The sequence below is a fragment of the Sphingomonas kyeonggiensis genome, from assembly GCF_030812785.1.
Lineage (GTDB): Bacteria > Pseudomonadota > Alphaproteobacteria > Sphingomonadales > Sphingomonadaceae > Sphingomonas > Sphingomonas kyeonggiensis_B.
Genome location: NZ_JAUSTJ010000003.1, coordinates 296528 through 312795 on the forward strand (window position 1 = coordinate 296528; position 16268 = coordinate 312795).

Genomic DNA, 16268 nt, shown 5'->3' on the forward strand with positions numbered 1-16268 from the left:
GAGGTCGTCTGCCACTGCGCCGACAAGTTAAAAGGGGGATGCGCCCGGTCCTTCGGGGCCGGGCGTGTTTTTACTTCCGGAACGCGCTCAGCACGGTCAGCAGGCTGGCGAGATTGTCCGCCACGCCGCTCTGGATGATCGGATCGGGCGGACCCGGAGTGGCGCCGAGCGAATAGATCTGCATCACGCCCTGGTTCGCGGCGGCCTGGCCCAGCGTGTTCTGCTGCTGCTGGGCATGCACCGCATTCTCGAACAGGATGCCGGTGCTGTGCGCCATCGTCTGGTAGATGCTGCCCATCGCGAAGGCGGGCGCCTCGCCAAGCAGCTTCACATCGGTCTGGGTGACTGCGTCGGTGATGGGATCATTGACGCCGTGATATGCCATGCCGCTTCCTCCGGTTGTCCGCCCCTGAAGAAAGTTAGGGCCGGGCGCCGGCAAGGCAACCGCGGATGCCGCCGTTTCGGGTGATCCCAACGGGAGGTTCCGCGCGATCGACAGGTTCAGGCGTACCGGGCGGTACGGCGAATGTTTCCCAAAAATTTCCGCAAAAGCAGTTTGGCTCCGGAACGGTCCTATAAAGTCAAACTACAAGATTTGCGCATTTAATGGGGAAGGGGCTTACGTGAAATTACGGTATCTGTTGCTTGCCTTTGCGGCGAGCTGTGTCGCGACGCCTGCACTGGCGCAGAGTGAGACTGCGCCGGCGGCGGGCACGGACGGCGCGAAGCCCGCCAAGGCCGCGACGCAGGACGTGTTCTCGACCGGTGTCGCCAAGGGCCGCGACCGGCTCGACAGCGCCACCTCGACCAGCGCGCTGAAGGCGAGCGAGAGCGAGAAGCTCGGGCCGCGTCCGCTGGCCGACATCCTGCGCACCATGCCGGGCCTGCGCGTCGAATCCGCGATCGGCGAGGGCAATGCCAATTACACCGTGCGCGGCCTGCCGCTGGCGGCCGGCGGCTCCAAGTACATGCAGCTGCAGGAAGACGGGCTGCCGGTGCTCGAGTTCGGCGACCTGTTCAACTTCGGCGCTGACGTGTTCCTGCGCGCCGACTTCAACCTGGCCGCGGTGGAGTCGATCCGCGGCGGTTCGGCCTCGACCTTTGCCTCGGATTCGCCGGGCGGCCTGATCAACCTGATCTCGAAGACCGGCGACCAGCCGGGCGGCGCGGTGCAGGTCACCCGCGGGCTCGACTATGGCGAGAACCGGCTCGATGCGGACTATGGCGCGAAGCTGAGCGAGAACCTGCGCTTCCATGTCGGCGGCTTCTATCGCTGGGGCGAGGGCCCGCGCGACATCGGCTTCACCGGCTATCGCGGTGGGCAGATCAAGCTCAACGTCACCCGCCAGTTCAGCAACGGCTATATCCGGCTGCATGCGAAATATCTCGACGATCGCTCGCCGACCTTCGCGCCCTATTATTTCAAGCTGACCGGCACCGACGCCAATCCGGTGATCGCCAACCTGCCCAATTTCGACATCCGCAGTGACTCGGTGCTCTCGCCGTACATCAGCGACGTGACGACGCTGGACGGCAAGAACCAGCTGCGCCGCTTCCCGGTCAAGGACGGCATGCACCCCAAGTCCAAGGCGATCGGGCTCGAGGCGCAGTTCGACGTCGGCGGCTGGACGATCAGCGAAAAAGCGCGATTCTCGAAGAATTCGGGCGACTTCCTGCGCGTGTTCGCCAACTCGGCGGACACGGTGGCGAACTTCGCCGCGTCGCAGGGCGGCGCCGGCGCCACCGCGCGCTATGCCACCGGCCCCAAGGCCGGCCAGCTGGTGCCGGCGAACGCCAACGGCAACGGCCTGCTCGCGCTCTACTACATGGCCGAGACACGCGCCCGCTCGCTCGACAACTTCACCAACGACCTGCGCGCCACCCGCGTGTGGAATGTCGGCAAGGGCAAGCTGACGATGACCGCCGGCGTCTACAAGGCGATCCAGACGCTCAATTCCGAGTGGCTCCACTCGGCGATCGACGTCGATGTCGCCGGCAATGGCGAGACCGCGATGGTCAACGTCTTCAACGCGGGCGGCGTGGCGCAGACCCAGAACGGCTTCTTCGCCTATGGCCGCGGCCGCACGAGCAAGTTCCGCCGCATCTTCGACGTGAAGTACGACGTCACCGCGCCCTATGGCTCGGTCAACTATCATGTTGGCAAGGTCTCGGTCGGCGGCAGCCTGCGCTACGACATCGGCAAGGTGCGGGGCTCGCTCTACGGCGCCGATCTGGGCGGCCGCGGTACCGGGCTGATCGCGTACGACGTCAATGGCGACGGCCTGCTGACCGGGCCGGAGAACAGCGTTGCCTGGCTGCCGCTCAGCCAGCCGGCGCCCGTCGACTACAACTATGGCTATCTGAGCTATTCGACCGGCATCAACTGGCGTGTCGCGGAGCCCTTCTCGGTCTTCGCCCGCTACAGCAAGGGCGGCCGCGCCAATGCCGACAAGATCCTGTTCACCCCGGTGGTGAGCGCGACCACCGGCGACGTGGCCAACGCCAGCGACAAGTATGACGCGGTCCGCCAGCTCGAGGGCGGGTTCAAGTTCCGCAAGGCCGGCGTCACGCTCAACGCGACGGCGTTCCTGGCCAATGCCGACGACCACAACGTCCTGAACGGCTCGGCCAACCAGACCATCCGCAGCTACCGTGCGCATGGCCTGGAGCTGGAGGGCAGCTTCCGCGAGGGGCCGTTCAGCATCACCGCGGGCGCCACCTATACCAAGGCGAAGATCACCGAGGACAAGCTCGACCCGACGCTGACCGGCAAGGAACCGCGCCACCAGCCGGCCTGGACGTTCGAGGCGACGCCGCAGTTCGAGACGAAGCACTTCACGGTCGGCGCGAACGTGGTCGGCCTCACCGGCAGCTATGCGCAGGACAGCAACCTGCTGCGCATGCCGGGCTTCACCGTGGTGAACGCCTTCCTGCAGGTCCGCCCGCTGCCGCGGGTGCAGCTGATGCTCAACGCGAACAACCTGTTCGACAAGATCGGCTTCTTCGAGATCTCGCAGAGCACCGTGCCGGCCAATGGCATCGGCTCGGGCCGGGCGATCAACGGACGGACGATATCGGGTTCGCTGCGCTACGATTTCTGAGGCGCGGCGATTGGGGGGAGGGGCGCTCGGGGGGGACCCGGGCGCCCCTTTTGCATGCCGGGCGATCAGGCGGCGCCGAGCTTGCGCGCCGCCTCGAGCAGTTCGGTGGGAAACATCGCGACGATCGTCGAATTATGCTCGACGCCGATCTCCGTGAGCGTCTGCAGGCGGCGCAGCTCGAGCGCGCCCGGGCTGGCGGCGATGACGCTGGCCGCGTCGGCAAGGGTGCGCGCGGCTTCCTGCTCGCCCTCGGCCTTGATGATGCGGGCGCGCTTCTCGCGGATCGCCTCGGCCTCCTTGGCGATGGCGCGCTGCATCTGGGACGGGATGTCGAGGTCCTTAATCTCGACCGCGTCGATCGCGACGCCCCAGCGCTCGCAGGTCTGGGCGAGCAGCTCGAGCAGGCGCTGGTTGATCGCGGTGCGGTCCTTGAGCATCCGGTCGAGGTCGCTCTGGCCGATCGCGTCGCGCATCGCGGTCTCAGCGGCCTGGATCACCGCGCTGCGCCAGTCGGCGACGGTGGTGACAACGCGCTCGGCCTGGGCAGCGCGGAACCAGAGCACCGCATTGACGCGCACCGCGACGCCGTCGCGGGTGACCGTCTCCTGGGTGTCGAGCGCCCAGGTCACGGTGCGCAGGTCGACCTTCACGATGCGGTCGGCGAGCGGGATGCGCCAGAACCAGCCCGGGCCCTTGGTCTGGTGGAGCCGGCCGAGGCGGAAGACCACGCCGCGCTCATATTCCTGGTTGATGCCGAACGAATTGAGCGCGAACGCGAGCAGAATCACCCCGATTGGGGCGAGAATTGCCAGCAATGTCGGGAGCATTTCGAATGCCTTCGATGCCGCTTGCACGCGGCGAGGTGCGGCGGGCGCCGCGAGCCGGATATCTACGCTCGTTGCGGAGGCGAACCAAGCGGCGTCGTGCGGATTCGCGATTGCGGAAATTGCAATCCCCGGATGCGAAAGGGGCGCCCGGATCGCTCCAGACGCCCCCTTTCCCTTGCCCGAAGGCGGTGCGCTCAGGCGCTGTAGTACATGTCGTATTCGACCGGCGACGGAGTCATCTCCCAGCGGGCGACTTCGCCGCGCTTGATGTCGATATACGCCGCGATCTGGTCCTTCGAGAACACGTCGCCCTTCAGGAGGAAGTCCTGATCGGCTTCCAGGCTGTCCAGCGCCTCGCGGAGCGAACCGCAGACGGTCGGGACCTGCTCGAGCTCTGCCGGCGGCAGGTCGTACAGGTTCTTGTCCATCGGGTCGCCCGGGTGGATCTTGTTCTGGATGCCGTCGAGGCCGGCCATCAGCAGCGCCGCGTAGCAGAGATACGGATTGGCCAGCGCGTCCGGGAAGCGGAACTCGACGCGCTTCGCCTTGGTGCCCGCACCGTACGGGATGCGGCACGAAGCCGAGCGGTTGCGCGAAGAATAGGCGAGCAGCACCGGCGCTTCATAGCCCGGGACCAGGCGCTTGTAGCTGTTGGTCGACGGGTTGGTGAAGGCGTTGAGTGCCTTGGCGTGCTTGATCACGCCGCCGATGAAGTAGAGGCACGCGTCCGACAGACCGGCATAGCCATTGCCCGCGAAGGTGTTGGCGCCCTTTTCCCAGATCGAGATGTGGGTGTGCATGCCCGAGCCGTTATCTTCCTTGATCGGCTTCGGCATGAAGGTCGCGGTCTTGCCATAGGCGTTGGCGACCTGGTGCACGACATACTTGTAGATCTGCATGCGGTCGGCGGTCTGGACCAGCGTGCCATAGGTCAGGCCGAGCTCGTGCTGCGCGGCGGCGACTTCGTGGTGGTGCTTGTCGCAGGGCAGGCCCATCTCGATCATCGTGGCGACCATCTCGCCGCGGATGTCGACGGCCGAGTCGACCGGGGCGACGGGGAAATAGCCGCCCTTGGCGCGCGGGCGGTGGCCGAGATTGCCGGCCTCATATTCCTTGCCCGAATTGCCCGGCAGCTCGATGTCGTCGATCGCGTAGTACGAGGTCGAGTAGCTGTTCTCGAAGCGGACGTCGTCGAACATGAAGAACTCGGCCTCGGGGCCGACATAGACGGTGTCGCCGATGCCGAGCGACTGGAGATAGGCCTCCGAGCGCTTGGCGGTCGAGCGCGGGTCGCGGGCATAGAGTTCGCCCGTCGAGGGCTCGACGATGTCGCAGACCAGGATCAGCATCGGGGTGGCCGAGAACGGATCGATCCACACCGCGTCCAGATCCGGCTTCAGGATCATGTCGGACTCGTTGATCGCCTTCCAGCCCTCGATCGACGAACCGTCGAACATCAGGCCGTCGGTCAGCTCGTCCTCGCCGATCACGCCGGCGACCATGGTGAGGTGCTGCCACTTGCCCTTGGGATCGGTGAAACGCAGATCGATCCACTCGATCTCGTTTTCCTTGACCATCTTCAGAACGTCGCTGGCCGAATTCGCCATTGTTAAGCCCTTTCGCTCTCTTTCATTGACCCGACGAATCGGGAAATAATGTTGCCCTTCGCGGCGCTACATCGTCGTGATGTTGCGTCGCGTCAAATGGCGTTCTCGTTGCGCTCGCCGGTGCGGATGCGGAGCGCGGTCTCGACGGGGATCACGAAGATCTTGCCGTCGCCGATGCGGCCGGTCTGCGCCGCGGCGGCGACCGCTTCGACCACGCGGTCGGCAAGCGAATCCTCCACCACCACCTCGAGCTTCACCTTGGGGAGGAAGTCCACGACATATTCGGCTCCGCGATAGAGCTCGGTATGGCCCTTCTGGCGGCCGAAACCCTTGGCTTCGGTGACGGTGATGCCGGAGACGCCCACTTCGTGCAGCGCTTCCTTCACTTCGTCGAGCTTGAACGGCTTGATGATCGCTTCGATCTTTTTCACGGTTTCCCCCGAGGCACATGAGGCTTGCCTATCCGCGCGTCTGGCAAACTTCGTGCCAGTGCGGGGACTCGGCTTCCGCTCTCGGTTGCACGCCGGGCGGCGGTTTAACAAGTGCCTATCAAATGGGCAGCGGGCTGCGCGGTGCCGGATTTGGGGGCAGCGGCCCGTTGCGGTTGCGAAACGGGATGACCAGTCGGTCTGTTTGGGAACCGGATCGCGAGCTGCCGCGTTGTACGCCGTTCGAGCGTACCGGGGTGTGACCCAATGCAAGCAATGCCGATGGACCTGCCCGCCGAGCTGCATCGGCGGGGGAATGACGTGCCGAATGGCGATGTGATCGTCGCCACCGGGCCGCTCGTCATCATGGCGCAGGGGCTGCTCGCGCTCGATCCGGAGGCGCGCAAGACCTGCTGGATCCACAGCGAGGCGGGTGATCTGGACGCGGCCGGAGCGGAAGCGCAGCTCGAATGCTGGTCGCATCTGCCGGACAAAGATCTCTCGCACTGAAGGCGCGCCGCGCCTGCCGGTAAAGAGGGTTTCGCAACTATTCAGCGACGAAGTCCGACTGGCCTGCGACGAACAAAGACGATATCCAGCCCGTGGCTGCAGGGGAGGCGGCCGTTTCCTTTAAACAGGGCAGGAAAAACGATCATGAACCTCCGCGCGATGTTCGGCGCCGTCCTGGCGGCCGGGCTTCTATTCTCGGCGGCGCCGGCACAGGCGCAGTTCGGCAGCATCGGCAAGCTGGTGAAGAAGGCGGGCATCGGCATGCCCAGCCTGCAGAAGGAGCCGATCACCACCAGCCTGCCCGACGCCAAATGGGGTGAGGAAGGCAAGGACGGCTTTGTGCCGCGCGAGCCGAAGCGCGGGCTGATGCAGTTGCAGCGCACGCCTAATGGCGGGTTCGTGCTCCAGCCGGGCTATTACAGCTTCCACGACCAGAGCTATTGCCTGAAGGCCGGCACCCACGGTCCGGGTGGTGGCGACGGCTATCTCTACGCGCCGCCCAAGGGGCCGGCCGAGGACGTGGTGATGTCGGTCGTCCGCAATTCGGTGAACCATCCCGAAATCCACCAGCACGACATCCAGACGCTGCTCTGGGCGATCATCGCCCGGGCCAAGTTCGAGGACCTGTCGAACGAGCACAAGGCGGTCGCCGCCCGCCTGCTCACCCCGCGCCAGCTGGCTTCGCTCAACCGCAACGCGCTCGACCTGCTGAGCCAGGGCCCGATCGCCGACAACCTGCCGAGCGGCGTGCGCCAGGCACTGCGGGCCGAGGCCGACCTGCGGCGGATGCTGGCCTCGCCGGGCAGCAGCTATGCCGATCTCGAGCGCGTCGCCGTGCTCGCCGGCATGGCGGGCGTCGGCCCGGGCAGCAGCGACGTGCCGGAGGGCCGCTGGAGCCTGCACCCGGACGGCTATTATGTCCGCTATCTGCCCCAGGGCTATACCAACACCGTGGTCGAGATCTGGGTGCCGCAGGGCAGCCCGGCGGTGGGCAGGGAGTATGACCCGGCGACGCACATCGCGGTGCCCGGCAACACCAACCGCCAGCGGCTCATCCAGTCGGGCCGGCCGTACCAGTCGTAAAAGATGCAAGGGGAGGGGCGGTGCGGGCCGCCCCTCCCTTCCGCCTCAATAGGGCGGGTTGTCGAGGCCCTTGGGGCTCTTGGTGAAGATCTCGCAGCCGTCTTCGGTGATGCCGATCGAATGCTCGAACTGGGCCGAGAGCGAACGGTCGCGGGTCACCGCCGTCCAGCCGTCGTCGAGCAGCTTCACATCGGCGCGGCCGATGTTGATCATCGGCTCGACGGTGAAGAACATGCCCGGGCGCAGCTCGGGGCCGGTGCCCGGGCGGCCGACATGGACGACCTCGGGTGCGTCGTGGAAGATCTGGCCGAGGCCGTGCCCGCAGAAATCGCGGACCACGCCGTAGCGATGCTTCTCGGCATGGCGCTGGATCGCATTGGCGACGTCGCCGAGATGGTTGCCTGGCCTGGCCTGCTCGAGACCGAGCATCAGGCATTCATAGGTCACATCGACCAGGCGGCGCGCCTTGATCCCGACATCGCCGACCAGGAACATGCGGCTGGTGTCGCCGTGCCAGCCGTCGAGCATCGGCGTCACGTCGATATTGACGATGTCGCCGTCCTTCAGCGTCTTGTCGCTGGGGATGCCGTGGCAGACGACATGGTTGATCGAGATGCAGCAGCTGTGCGTGTAGCCGCGATAGCCGAGCGTGGCGGGCACGCCGCCGGCGGCGATGGTCATCTCGCGGACGATGTCGTCCAGCTCGGCGGTGGTGACGCCCGGCACGACATGGGGGACGAGCGCGTCGAGAATCTCGGCGCCGAGGCGGCCGGCGCGGCGCATGCCCTCGAAGCCTGCCGGGCCATGGAGCTTGATCGCGCCATCGCGGGCCTGCGGCATGTCGGCGGTTACGGTCACATATTCGGTCATCGGCGCGATATAGGCCGGTCGGCCGGCTTTTTCGAGAGGCAGAAACACCGGTTCGGACCCTAGTCGCGGGCCCGGCTTGTGGCTATGCCGGGGGCATGGGCGAACGCATCTGGACGGCTGGGCTGGTGGTGATCGGCGACGAGATTCTCTCGGGCCGCACCCAGGACAAGAACATCGCCCAGATCGCGACCTGGCTGAACGTGCAGGGCATCCGCCTGGCCGAGGTGCGGGTGGTCCCCGATGTCGAGGCGCGGATCGTCGAGGCGGTCAATGCGCTGCGCAGCGGCTATGATTACTGCTTCACCACCGGCGGGATCGGGCCGACGCATGACGACATCACCGTCGATGCGATCGCGGTGGCCCTGGGCGTCGGCGTGGTGATCCACCCCGAGGCGCGGGCGGTGCTGGAGCGCTATTACGAGACGCGCGGGGGCATCACCGATGCCCGGCTGCGCATGGCGCGGGTACCCGAGGGGGCCGAGCTGATCCCCAACCGCATGTCCGGCGCGCCGGGGATCCGGGTGGGCAATTTGTTCATCCTCGCCGGCGTGCCGCACATCACCGCGGGCATGCTCGATGCGCTGACCGGCACGCTGGAGGGCGGCCGCCCGGTGCTGTCGCGCACGATCGGCGCCTGGGCGGCGGAGAGCGAGATCGCCGACATGCTGGGCGCCACCGAGCGCGCCTTCGAAGGCGTCGCGATCGGCTCCTATCCCTTTTTCCGCGATGGCAAGACCGGCGCGAACTTCGTGATCCGGGCGACCGAGCAGGGGCTGCTCGACGCCTGCGGCGACGCGCTGATCGCGGGGCTGGCTGCCAAGGGGCTGGAGGCGTTCGAAGGCGGGATCTGAGCGGCCCGCCGGCGGACAGTTTGCACGCGGATGTTCGCTGGGATCGGGCCGAGGGTTGACTCGCGCGTGGTGTTATATAACAAGATATATAACGCTGTATGGAGTTTCGGAATGGACGTGATTCGCGAGCAGGGGATCGGCTTTCTCGGCAGCCGGCTGAAGCGCCTCGGCGAGCGGATGCAGGCGGGTGCGGCGCGCGTCACCGCCGATGCCGAGCTGCCGGTGCAGCCCGCGCACATGGCCTTCCTCGCCGCGCTCGACGGCGAGGCGCGGACGATCGGCCAGCTCGTCCAGGCGATCGGGATCAGCCAGCCCGGCGTCACCCGCGCGATCGGCCAGCTCGTCGAGCTTGGCATGGTCCTGTCGGAGCAGGGCGAGGACCAGCGCCAGCGGACCATCTCGCTGACCCCGGCCGGCGAAGCGGTGCTGGCGCGGGCGCGCGTGCATGTCTGGCCGAAGGTCGAGGATGCGGTCCGCATGCTGCTCGGGGAGGACGCGGACGCTTTCATGACACAGATCGCGCGGCTGGAGACCGCGCTGGCGGCGACTCCGATCGATGTGCTGGCTGCTCGCTCAACCAGCGAAGTGCTTGCGATCCGGGAGTTTAGCGACGCGCTGGCGCATCATTTCCGCGACATCAACGCCGAGTGGATCGATGCGATGTTCCGCATGGAAGAGACCGACCGCGAGGTGCTGGACGATCCGCGCGGACGGATCCTCGATGGCGGCGGCGCCATATTGTTCGTCGAGGCGCGCGGGCTAGGCATCGTCGGCGCGGGCGCGCTGCAGCGCTCGAAGGATGGCGGGCTGGAGTTGACCAAGATGGGCGTGCGCGCCAGCGCCCGCGGGCTGAAGGCAGGCGAGTTCCTGCTGGCCGCGCTGATCGCGCGGGCGCGGGCGATGGGCGGCGATCCGCTCTATCTGCTCACCAACGCCAAATGCGCGGCGGCCATCCACCTCTACGAGAAGCTCGGCTTCCGGCACGATGCCGGGATCATGGCCCGCTACGGCGCCCGCTACGAGCGCTGCGACGTGGCGATGCGTTACCCTGAGAGGGGTTAGGGCGTATCTACATTCAGGATTGAAAGGCTGGCATCGCCCTTATTCTACCGTCACCACGGCCCCTTCGGCGTAGCTCAGGACAGGCTTGTGCCGGGGGCCACCGGGCGGCGAGGGCAGGATTTTGGGGCTCCAGTTCAGCACGTGCGGCACTGTGGACCCCGGCACAAGGCCGGGGTGACGAGGTTTTTGCTTTGGGCATGGCCCCGAATTCGAATGTCGATTCGGCCTAGTTCAGGTCCTGGCGCAGGAAGCGGAGCTGCGTTGCCGCGCCTGCCGCGACGATCCAGGCGGTCAGCGCCCAGAAGGAGGTCGTCCAGGACATCGACAGGATCTCGTTCGGCCCGAACGGGATCACCACGCCGCCCTTCGCCCAGGCGCCGAGATTGGCCATGTGGTAGAAGGGCAGCACCTTGACCAGCCAGGTCGTCAGCGCCGGCGCATAGCCGTGGAAGAAGATCGCGATCAGCGGCAGCATCCCCTCGATCACGACGATCGCGATCGACAGGATCATCGTCGCGAGGATCGACTGGGTCAGGATCGCGAACAGCCCGGCAAAGGCGATGGTGTAGATAATCGGCAGCAGGGCGTGCACGCCGGCCTTCCAATGCGCCTCGGCGACGGCGGCGAGCGTCACGCCGGCGGGCAACTGGCCGTCCTGGAGCGAGCCCAGCCAGCCGCCGAGCAGCATGATCAGGTCGGCGGCGACCAGGGCGATGACCAGGAAGCCGAGCGCCACGGCCCATTTTGCGGCGATCAGCTGCCAGCGGGTGCGCGCCGGGATGATCAGCTTCCAGGTGTTCCAGCCATATTCGCCGGCGAACACCACCGCGGCGAAGCCGGCGATGAGGAAGCGGCCGGGGCCCGAGGTCGGGATCTTCCAGAGCATCGCGCTGTCCTGGATCCACTCGGCGGCGGACTGGGGCGGCCCGGAATCGTGCGCGGAGAATGCGCCGTAGAGCAGCACGCCGATCATGATCAGGGCGATGGCGATCGGATAGATCCAGACCATCAGCCAGGTGGCGCGGTGACGGCGGAGCTTCAGCGCCTCGGCGCGGACGGCGTCAAGCATCGGTGTCCCTCGTCATGGTCAGGAAGATTTCCTCGAGGCTCTGATCGTCGGGGCCGACGCGGAAGACGTCGGCGCCGGCCTCGACCAGCTGGCGGACGATGGCGGGTGCGTCGGCGCGGGGCGCCTGCACCCTGAGCCCGTCCGGCGCGCGCTCAACCGGCCATTTGCCCTGGAGCGCCGTCTCGGCGGTATCGAGCGGCTCGGCCTCGACGCGCAGCGCCTGGCCGTGATCGAGCAGGTCGCGGATCGAGGACTCGCGAAGGAGCTTGCCCTTGTGGACGATCGCCACCCGGTCGCAGATCTGCTGGACTTCGTGGAGGAGGTGGCTGGAGAGGAACACTGCCTTGCCGTCGGCCGCCAGGCCGCGGAGCAGGTTGCGCATGTCCTGGATGCCGGCGGCGTCGAGGCCGTTGGCCGGCTCGTCGAGGATGACGAGGTCGGGATCGTCGAGCAGCGCGGCGGCGACGCCGAGCCGCTGCTTCATGCCGGTCGAATAGCCCTTCACCTTGCGCTTTGCGTCGTTCGCCAGATCGACACGCTCGAGCACCGCCTCGATCCGCGCGCCGTCATGGCCCTGGGTGCGGGCGAGCACCCGCAGATTGTCGCGGCCGGAGAGGAAGGGATAGAAGGTGCCGCCATCGACCAGCGAGCCGACGCGGCGCAGCGCCTGCTTGTCGGAGACCGGCCGGCCGAACAACAGGGCCTCGCCATCGGTCGGGCGGATCAGGCCAAGCGCCATGCGGATCGTGGTGCTCTTGCCCGCGCCATTGGGGCCGAGAAAGCCATAGACTTCGCCGTGGCGGACGCTGAGCGACACGTCATCGACGGCGCGCTTGCCCCTGGCGCCGCGGCCATAGGTCTTGCCGAGCGCGCGCAACTCTAGCGCGGGCGTGCCGCTGGGTTCGCTTGTGGACACCGTGATCCTTTCCCCCGGGCGCCAGGCGGGCGCCGCTGGCGGGGAATGTGCATCAGCCAGGGTGTGTTGGCAAGATAATACGCGAGTGCCCGATTCCTTGGTTTCTCCTCATCTCCTGCACGGGCCCGGCATGGGACGGTGGTAGATATCGTGGGATTGGAGGAAGGCGAATGACTGGATCGAGCCAAGGGAATGGCGGTTGGGGCTATCGTGCCGGGGTTGCCGTCGCGGTGGTGACGTCGTTCCTGACCGTGTGGACCACGATCGTGCGCGACGACGGGAACGGGATGAGCTTCTTCCTGCTGATCCTGGCGGCGATGACCGGCGCGTTCGCCGCCTGGTTCCGGCCGGCGGGGATGGCGCGGACGATGCTGGGCGTGGCGGTCATGCAGGCATTGCTGGCCCTTGCGATTGCGACCGCGCCGGTGGTTGCGCGCGTGCCGGGCGAGTCGTCCAAGGCGCTGCTGTTCGGCGGCGTCTTCGCGGCTTTGTGGCTGGTGTCGGCGGCGTGCTTTCGCGCCGCTGCCGTCACGGCGCGGACCGGCTCTGCAGATAGGCGATGATGTCGGCGCGATCGAGCGGATCGGCGATGCCGGCGAACTGCATGTTGGTGCCGGGGACCAGGGCTTTGGGGTTGGCGATCCAGGCGTCGAGCGTGGGGGCGTCCCATTTGCCGCCGGCGTTCCGCAGCGCCGCGGTGTAGCTGAACCGCGCGCTGTTCTGCCCCATGGGCTGGCCATAGACGCCGTAGAGATTGGGGCCGCCGAGATCGGGCGCGCCGAGGCCGATCCGGTGGCAGGCGGTGCACTGGGCGAACTTGCGCTCGCCGATTTTCGCATCGGCTACCTTGAGCAGGGCCGTCAGTGTGGGCCTGGGGCCGGCCTTGCGCAGGCGTTCGTCGTGCTGGTCGCCGGAGCAGCTGGTGAGCGCGAAGATCATCAGCGCGAACGGGAAGCCATGCGTGGACATGGCGGCGGACTAGTCGGCCCTCGGCGTGATCGCCATGGGGCGAATTGTCCCTGACGTACCGCACGCGCCGTCGCCTGAGATCCCGGCTTTCGCCGGGATGACGGGTTGGCGCGGATGACTGTTGGGGCGGGTGACGGGCGGGACCGGGTGCCGGATTGGGCGTTACTTCGTCAGGCCCTTGAGCAGCGCCTTGTAGTAAGTGATCGACGGGGCGATCTCGCTCAGCGGGGTGCGCTCGTTGAGGCCGTGGGCGAAGCTGTCCGAGCCCTTCATGAAGATCGGGCTGACGCCGTAGCTGGGCACGCCCTTGGCGCGGAACCACATGGAATCGCTGGCGCCGGCCGACATCGCCGGGACGATCGGCACGGCGGGGAAGCGGGCATGGATGCCGTCCGACACCAGCTTCATCAGATCCGGGCGCAGCGGCGAGGCGGGGCTGGCGATGCTGCCGCTTTCGAGCGTGCGGATCTTGAGCTCGGGATCGCCGACCACCTTGGTCAGCGTCGCCTCGACCGCGGCTACCGAGGTGCCCGGGAAGATGCGGCAATTGATGTTGGCGGTGGCGCGCTGGGGCAGGGCGTTGGTGGCGTGGCCGGCATTGGCCATGGTCGCGACGCAGGTGGTGCCGGTCTGGCCGATCAGCCCGGGCTCGGAGCGCAGCGTGGCGAGCGCCTTGGGGTCCTGCTGGTTGGCGAGGAAGGCGCGCATCGCCGCGGCCATCTCCGCGTCGGCGGTCTTGGCGCCCTCGACGAAGCCGGCGCGGGTGATCTCGTTGATCTCGCCGGGGAACTGGTACGCCTCGATCTTCGCCAGGGCATGGGCGAGCGAATAGATCGCGTTGCTCTTGCCCGGCGCGCTCGAATGGCCGCCCGGATTGGTGAAGGTCAGCTCGTAATCGGCATAGGTCTTCTCGGCGCCCTGCAGGCCGAAGATCTCGGGCTTGCCATTCTCGTCGAGCGCGCCGCCGCCGCCGTCGATGTTCAGCAGCAGCTCGCCGTCATGATAGAGCTCGGCCAGCGCTGCGGTGGTCTTCATGCTGGTCTCCTCGTCGCCCGAGGCGAGGAGTATGATGTCGCGCTTCGGCTTGTAGCCTTCGCGCTTGAGCTGGATCAGCGTGGCGACCATCGTCGAGAGGTCGTACTTCATGTCGGTCGCGCCGCGGCCGAAGATATAGCCGTTCTCGACCACCGGCGTGAACGGATCGCGGGTCCAGTCCTCCGGCTTGGCCTCGACCACGTCCATATGGCCGGAGATGTAGACCGGCTTGGCCGCTTGGTCGGTGCCCCGGTAGCGCGCGGCCATCCAGGCGGTGTCGCCGAGCTTCTCGATGCGGATATCGGCGGGATCGAAGCCGCCGGCGACGAGCTGTTCCTTCAGGTATGCGGCATAGTCGGGGGTCTGGTTGCCCGGGCCGGCGACGGTGCGGAAGGCGAGGCCGCGCTTGAGCAGCTCGAGCGCCTGGGCCTCCGCCTGGGGGTTCTGCTGTGCGTGCGCGCTGCCGGTGAACGCCATCGCGGCCAGTGCCGCACCTGCCAGAACCCGCTTCATTCCCGTCTCCTTGCTGTGCGGGCAGGCTAGCGGGCGGCGGCGGGAGGTCAATCGCCTTCCGGTCATCCGCGTGGGGAGGCTATACCGCCACAGTCTGCGCCACCCGGCCTTCCTCGCCGAAGATGCGCAGGTAGCGGGCGATCTCGGCAGGGGTGCCCGTCGCCTTGGCGGGATTGTCCGAGAGCTTGACCGCCGGGCGGCCATTGGCGCTGGTCACCTTGGCGACGAGCGAGATCGGCTCGAGGCCGTGACCGCCGGCGGGGTCGCAGCCGCGGAAGTCGTTGGTGAGGTTGGTGCCCCAGCCGAAGCTCATCCGGACGCGGCCGTGGAAGTGGCGATAGGTCGCCTCGATGCTGTCGACGTCCATGCCGTCGGAGAAGATCAGCAGCTTGCTGCGCGGATCGCGGCCGCGCGACTGCCACCAGGCGATGATCTGCTCGCCGCCCTCGATCGGCGGCATCGAATCGGGGCGCAAGCCGGTCCAGTCGGCGACCCAGTCGGGTGCGCCCTGCAGGAACGCAGTGGTGCCGAAGGCGTCGGGCAGGGCGATCCGCAGATTGCCGTCATAGTGCGCCTGCCACTCCTCCAGCACGCGATAGGGGGCGGTGGCGACCTCAGCGTTGGTGTCCGACAGCGCGGCGAGGACCATGGGCAGCTCGTGCGCATTGGTGCCGATCGCCTCGAGGTCATTGTCCATCGCGAGCAGCACGTTCGAGCTGCCGATGAAGCGGCTGCCCAGCCCTTCCTTGAGCGCCTCGACGCACCAGCGCTGCCAGAGGAAACCGTGGCGGCGGCGCGTGCCGAAGTCCGAGATCACCAGGTCGGGGAGCTGGCGGAGGCGCTCGACCTTGTCCCACATCTTGGCCTTGGCGCGGGCATAGAGGACGTCGAGCTCGAACCGGCCCTTGCCCTTCAGCGCCGCGCGCGAGCGCAGCTCGTTGACGATGGCGAGGGCGGGAATCTCCCACATCATCGTGTGGGTCCAGGGGCCGGCGAAGTGCAGCTCGAACTGGCCGTCGACCTTGTGCAGGTCGTATTCGGGCAGCTGGAACTCGGCGAGCCAGGCGATGAAGTCGGGCGCGAACATGCGCTGCTTGCCGTAGAAGCTGTTGCCGGCGAGCCAGATCAGCTCCTTCTTCGAGAAGCGCAAGGTGCGGGCATGGTCGAGCTGGGCGCGCAGTTCGGCCTCGTCGATCACCTCGGCGAGGCGGACCGACTTGGTGCGATTGATCAGCGAGAAGGTCGCCTGCACCTCCGGGTGGAGATGGCGGATCATCTGCAGCATCAGCAGCTTGTAGAAATCGGTGTCGAGCAGGCTGCGGACGATCGGATCGAGGCGCCAGCCATGATTATAGACGCGGGTGGCGATGTCGGTGACGGGCAAGGCTTCCTCCGGGTGTGGCCGGTGACGATAGACGGGGTGGGGC

16 protein-coding genes are annotated in these 16268 nt (G+C 67.2%); 6 read left to right on the forward strand and 10 right to left on the reverse strand.

Going from position 1 to position 16268, the window contains the following annotated elements; all coding sequences use genetic code 11:
- Window positions 1–70: 70 nt before the first annotated feature.
- Window positions 71–385 carry a RebB family R body protein gene (locus J2W22_RS19240; RefSeq protein ID WP_307119897.1) on the reverse strand — a complete coding sequence of 105 codons (315 nt, stop codon included), beginning with the start codon at window positions 383–385 and terminating at the stop codon, window positions 71–73.
- 238 nt (window positions 386–623) lie between these two features.
- On the opposite strand from J2W22_RS19240, the gene J2W22_RS19245 reads away from it, so the two are divergent.
- Window positions 624–3101 carry a TonB-dependent receptor domain-containing protein gene (locus J2W22_RS19245; protein ID WP_307119898.1) on the forward strand — a complete coding sequence of 826 codons (2478 nt, stop codon included), beginning with the start codon at window positions 624–626 and terminating at the stop codon, window positions 3099–3101.
- A gap of 65 nt (window positions 3102–3166) precedes the next feature.
- On the opposite strand, the gene J2W22_RS19250 is transcribed toward J2W22_RS19245, so the two are convergent.
- The 3 genes from J2W22_RS19250 to J2W22_RS19260 form a co-directional block, all read right to left on the reverse strand.
- A complete protein-coding gene (locus tag J2W22_RS19250; protein ID WP_307119899.1) occupies window positions 3167–3928 on the reverse strand; it encodes an SPFH domain-containing protein in 762 nt (253 codons plus the stop codon).
- Between the two features lie 194 nt (window positions 3929–4122).
- A complete protein-coding gene (gene glnA, locus J2W22_RS19255) occupies window positions 4123–5535 on the reverse strand; it encodes a type I glutamate--ammonia ligase (protein ID WP_307119900.1) in 1413 nt (470 codons plus the stop codon).
- Window positions 5536–5627: 92 nt separating this feature from the next.
- A complete protein-coding gene (locus tag J2W22_RS19260; protein WP_086131131.1) occupies window positions 5628–5966 on the reverse strand; it encodes a P-II family nitrogen regulator in 339 nt (112 codons plus the stop codon).
- Between the two features lie 279 nt (window positions 5967–6245).
- Here J2W22_RS19260 and J2W22_RS19265 point away from each other — a divergent pair, with 279 nt between their 5' ends.
- A complete protein-coding gene (locus J2W22_RS19265) occupies window positions 6246–6473 on the forward strand; it encodes a hypothetical protein (protein WP_307119901.1) in 228 nt (75 codons plus the stop codon).
- Window positions 6474–6617: 144 nt separating this feature from the next.
- On the forward strand, window positions 6618–7556 hold the full coding sequence (locus J2W22_RS19270; protein ID WP_307119902.1) for a hypothetical protein: 939 nt from the start codon (window positions 6618–6620) through the stop codon (window positions 7554–7556).
- A 45-nt stretch (window positions 7557–7601) separates the two neighbouring features.
- On the opposite strand, the gene map is transcribed toward J2W22_RS19270, so the two are convergent.
- On the reverse strand, window positions 7602–8426 hold the full coding sequence (gene map, locus J2W22_RS19275; protein WP_307120687.1) for a type I methionyl aminopeptidase: 825 nt from the start codon (window positions 8424–8426) through the stop codon (window positions 7602–7604).
- Between the two features lie 95 nt (window positions 8427–8521).
- Here map and J2W22_RS19280 point away from each other — a divergent pair, with 95 nt between their 5' ends.
- Both J2W22_RS19280 and J2W22_RS19285 read left to right on the forward strand, forming a co-directional pair.
- On the forward strand, window positions 8522–9277 hold the full coding sequence (locus J2W22_RS19280) for a competence/damage-inducible protein A (protein WP_307119903.1): 756 nt from the start codon (window positions 8522–8524) through the stop codon (window positions 9275–9277).
- A 111-nt stretch (window positions 9278–9388) separates the two neighbouring features.
- Window positions 9389–10339 carry a bifunctional helix-turn-helix transcriptional regulator/GNAT family N-acetyltransferase gene (locus tag J2W22_RS19285; RefSeq protein ID WP_307119904.1) on the forward strand — a complete coding sequence of 317 codons (951 nt, stop codon included), beginning with the start codon at window positions 9389–9391 and terminating at the stop codon, window positions 10337–10339.
- Window positions 10340–10565: 226 nt separating this feature from the next.
- Here J2W22_RS19285 and J2W22_RS19290 read toward each other — a convergent pair whose 3' ends face one another.
- Together J2W22_RS19290 and J2W22_RS19295 are read right to left on the reverse strand one after the other, a co-directional pair.
- On the reverse strand, window positions 10566–11408 hold the full coding sequence (locus tag J2W22_RS19290; protein WP_307119905.1) for an ABC transporter permease: 843 nt from the start codon (window positions 11406–11408) through the stop codon (window positions 10566–10568).
- Window positions 11401–12324, reverse strand: a complete 924-nt coding sequence (locus J2W22_RS19295; protein WP_307119906.1) for an ABC transporter ATP-binding protein — start codon at window positions 12322–12324, stop codon at window positions 11401–11403. The genes J2W22_RS19290 and J2W22_RS19295 overlap by 8 nt, the downstream gene beginning before the upstream one ends.
- Window positions 12325–12494: 170 nt before the next feature.
- On the opposite strand from J2W22_RS19295, the gene J2W22_RS19300 reads away from it, so the two are divergent.
- Window positions 12495–12887, forward strand: a complete 393-nt coding sequence (locus J2W22_RS19300) for a hypothetical protein (RefSeq protein ID WP_307119907.1) — start codon at window positions 12495–12497, stop codon at window positions 12885–12887.
- On the opposite strand, the gene J2W22_RS19305 is transcribed toward J2W22_RS19300, so the two are convergent.
- The 3 genes from J2W22_RS19305 to pncB all read right to left on the reverse strand — a co-directional run bounded on the left by J2W22_RS19305 (window position 12853) and on the right by pncB (window position 16225).
- On the reverse strand, window positions 12853–13293 hold the full coding sequence (locus J2W22_RS19305) for a c-type cytochrome (protein WP_307119908.1): 441 nt from the start codon (window positions 13291–13293) through the stop codon (window positions 12853–12855). The two genes, J2W22_RS19300 and J2W22_RS19305, sit on opposite strands and share 35 nt — an antisense overlap.
- Window positions 13294–13455: 162 nt before the next feature.
- Window positions 13456–14841 carry a M20/M25/M40 family metallo-hydrolase gene (locus J2W22_RS19310; RefSeq protein WP_307119909.1) on the reverse strand — a complete coding sequence of 462 codons (1386 nt, stop codon included), beginning with the start codon at window positions 14839–14841 and terminating at the stop codon, window positions 13456–13458.
- A gap of 79 nt (window positions 14842–14920) precedes the next feature.
- A complete protein-coding gene (gene pncB, locus J2W22_RS19315; RefSeq protein ID WP_307119910.1) occupies window positions 14921–16225 on the reverse strand; it encodes a nicotinate phosphoribosyltransferase in 1305 nt (434 codons plus the stop codon).
- Window positions 16226–16268: the final 43 nt, after the last annotated feature.

Coding starts and splice junctions, on each gene's coding strand:
- J2W22_RS19240 (WP_307119897.1), bottom strand. CDS start 385: ATGGCATATCACGGCGTCAATGATCCCATCACCGACGCAGTCACCCAG.
- J2W22_RS19250 (WP_307119899.1), bottom strand. CDS start 3,928: ATGCTCCCGACATTGCTGGCAATTCTCGCCCCAATCGGGGTGATTCTG.
- glnA (WP_307119900.1), bottom strand. CDS start 5,535: ATGGCGAATTCGGCCAGCGACGTTCTGAAGATGGTCAAGGAAAACGAG.
- J2W22_RS19265 (WP_307119901.1), top strand. CDS start 6,246: ATGGACCTGCCCGCCGAGCTGCATCGGCGGGGGAATGACGTGCCGAAT.
- J2W22_RS19270 (WP_307119902.1), top strand. CDS start 6,618: ATGAACCTCCGCGCGATGTTCGGCGCCGTCCTGGCGGCCGGGCTTCTA.
- map (WP_307120687.1), bottom strand. CDS start 8,426: ATGACCGAATATGTGACCGTAACCGCCGACATGCCGCAGGCCCGCGAT.
- J2W22_RS19280 (WP_307119903.1), top strand. CDS start 8,522: ATGGGCGAACGCATCTGGACGGCTGGGCTGGTGGTGATCGGCGACGAG.
- J2W22_RS19285 (WP_307119904.1), top strand. CDS start 9,389: ATGGACGTGATTCGCGAGCAGGGGATCGGCTTTCTCGGCAGCCGGCTG.
- J2W22_RS19290 (WP_307119905.1), bottom strand. CDS start 11,408: ATGCTTGACGCCGTCCGCGCCGAGGCGCTGAAGCTCCGCCGTCACCGC.
- J2W22_RS19300 (WP_307119907.1), top strand. CDS start 12,495: ATGACTGGATCGAGCCAAGGGAATGGCGGTTGGGGCTATCGTGCCGGG.
- J2W22_RS19305 (WP_307119908.1), bottom strand. CDS start 13,293: ATGTCCACGCATGGCTTCCCGTTCGCGCTGATGATCTTCGCGCTCACC.
- J2W22_RS19310 (WP_307119909.1), bottom strand. CDS start 14,841: ATGAAGCGGGTTCTGGCAGGTGCGGCACTGGCCGCGATGGCGTTCACC.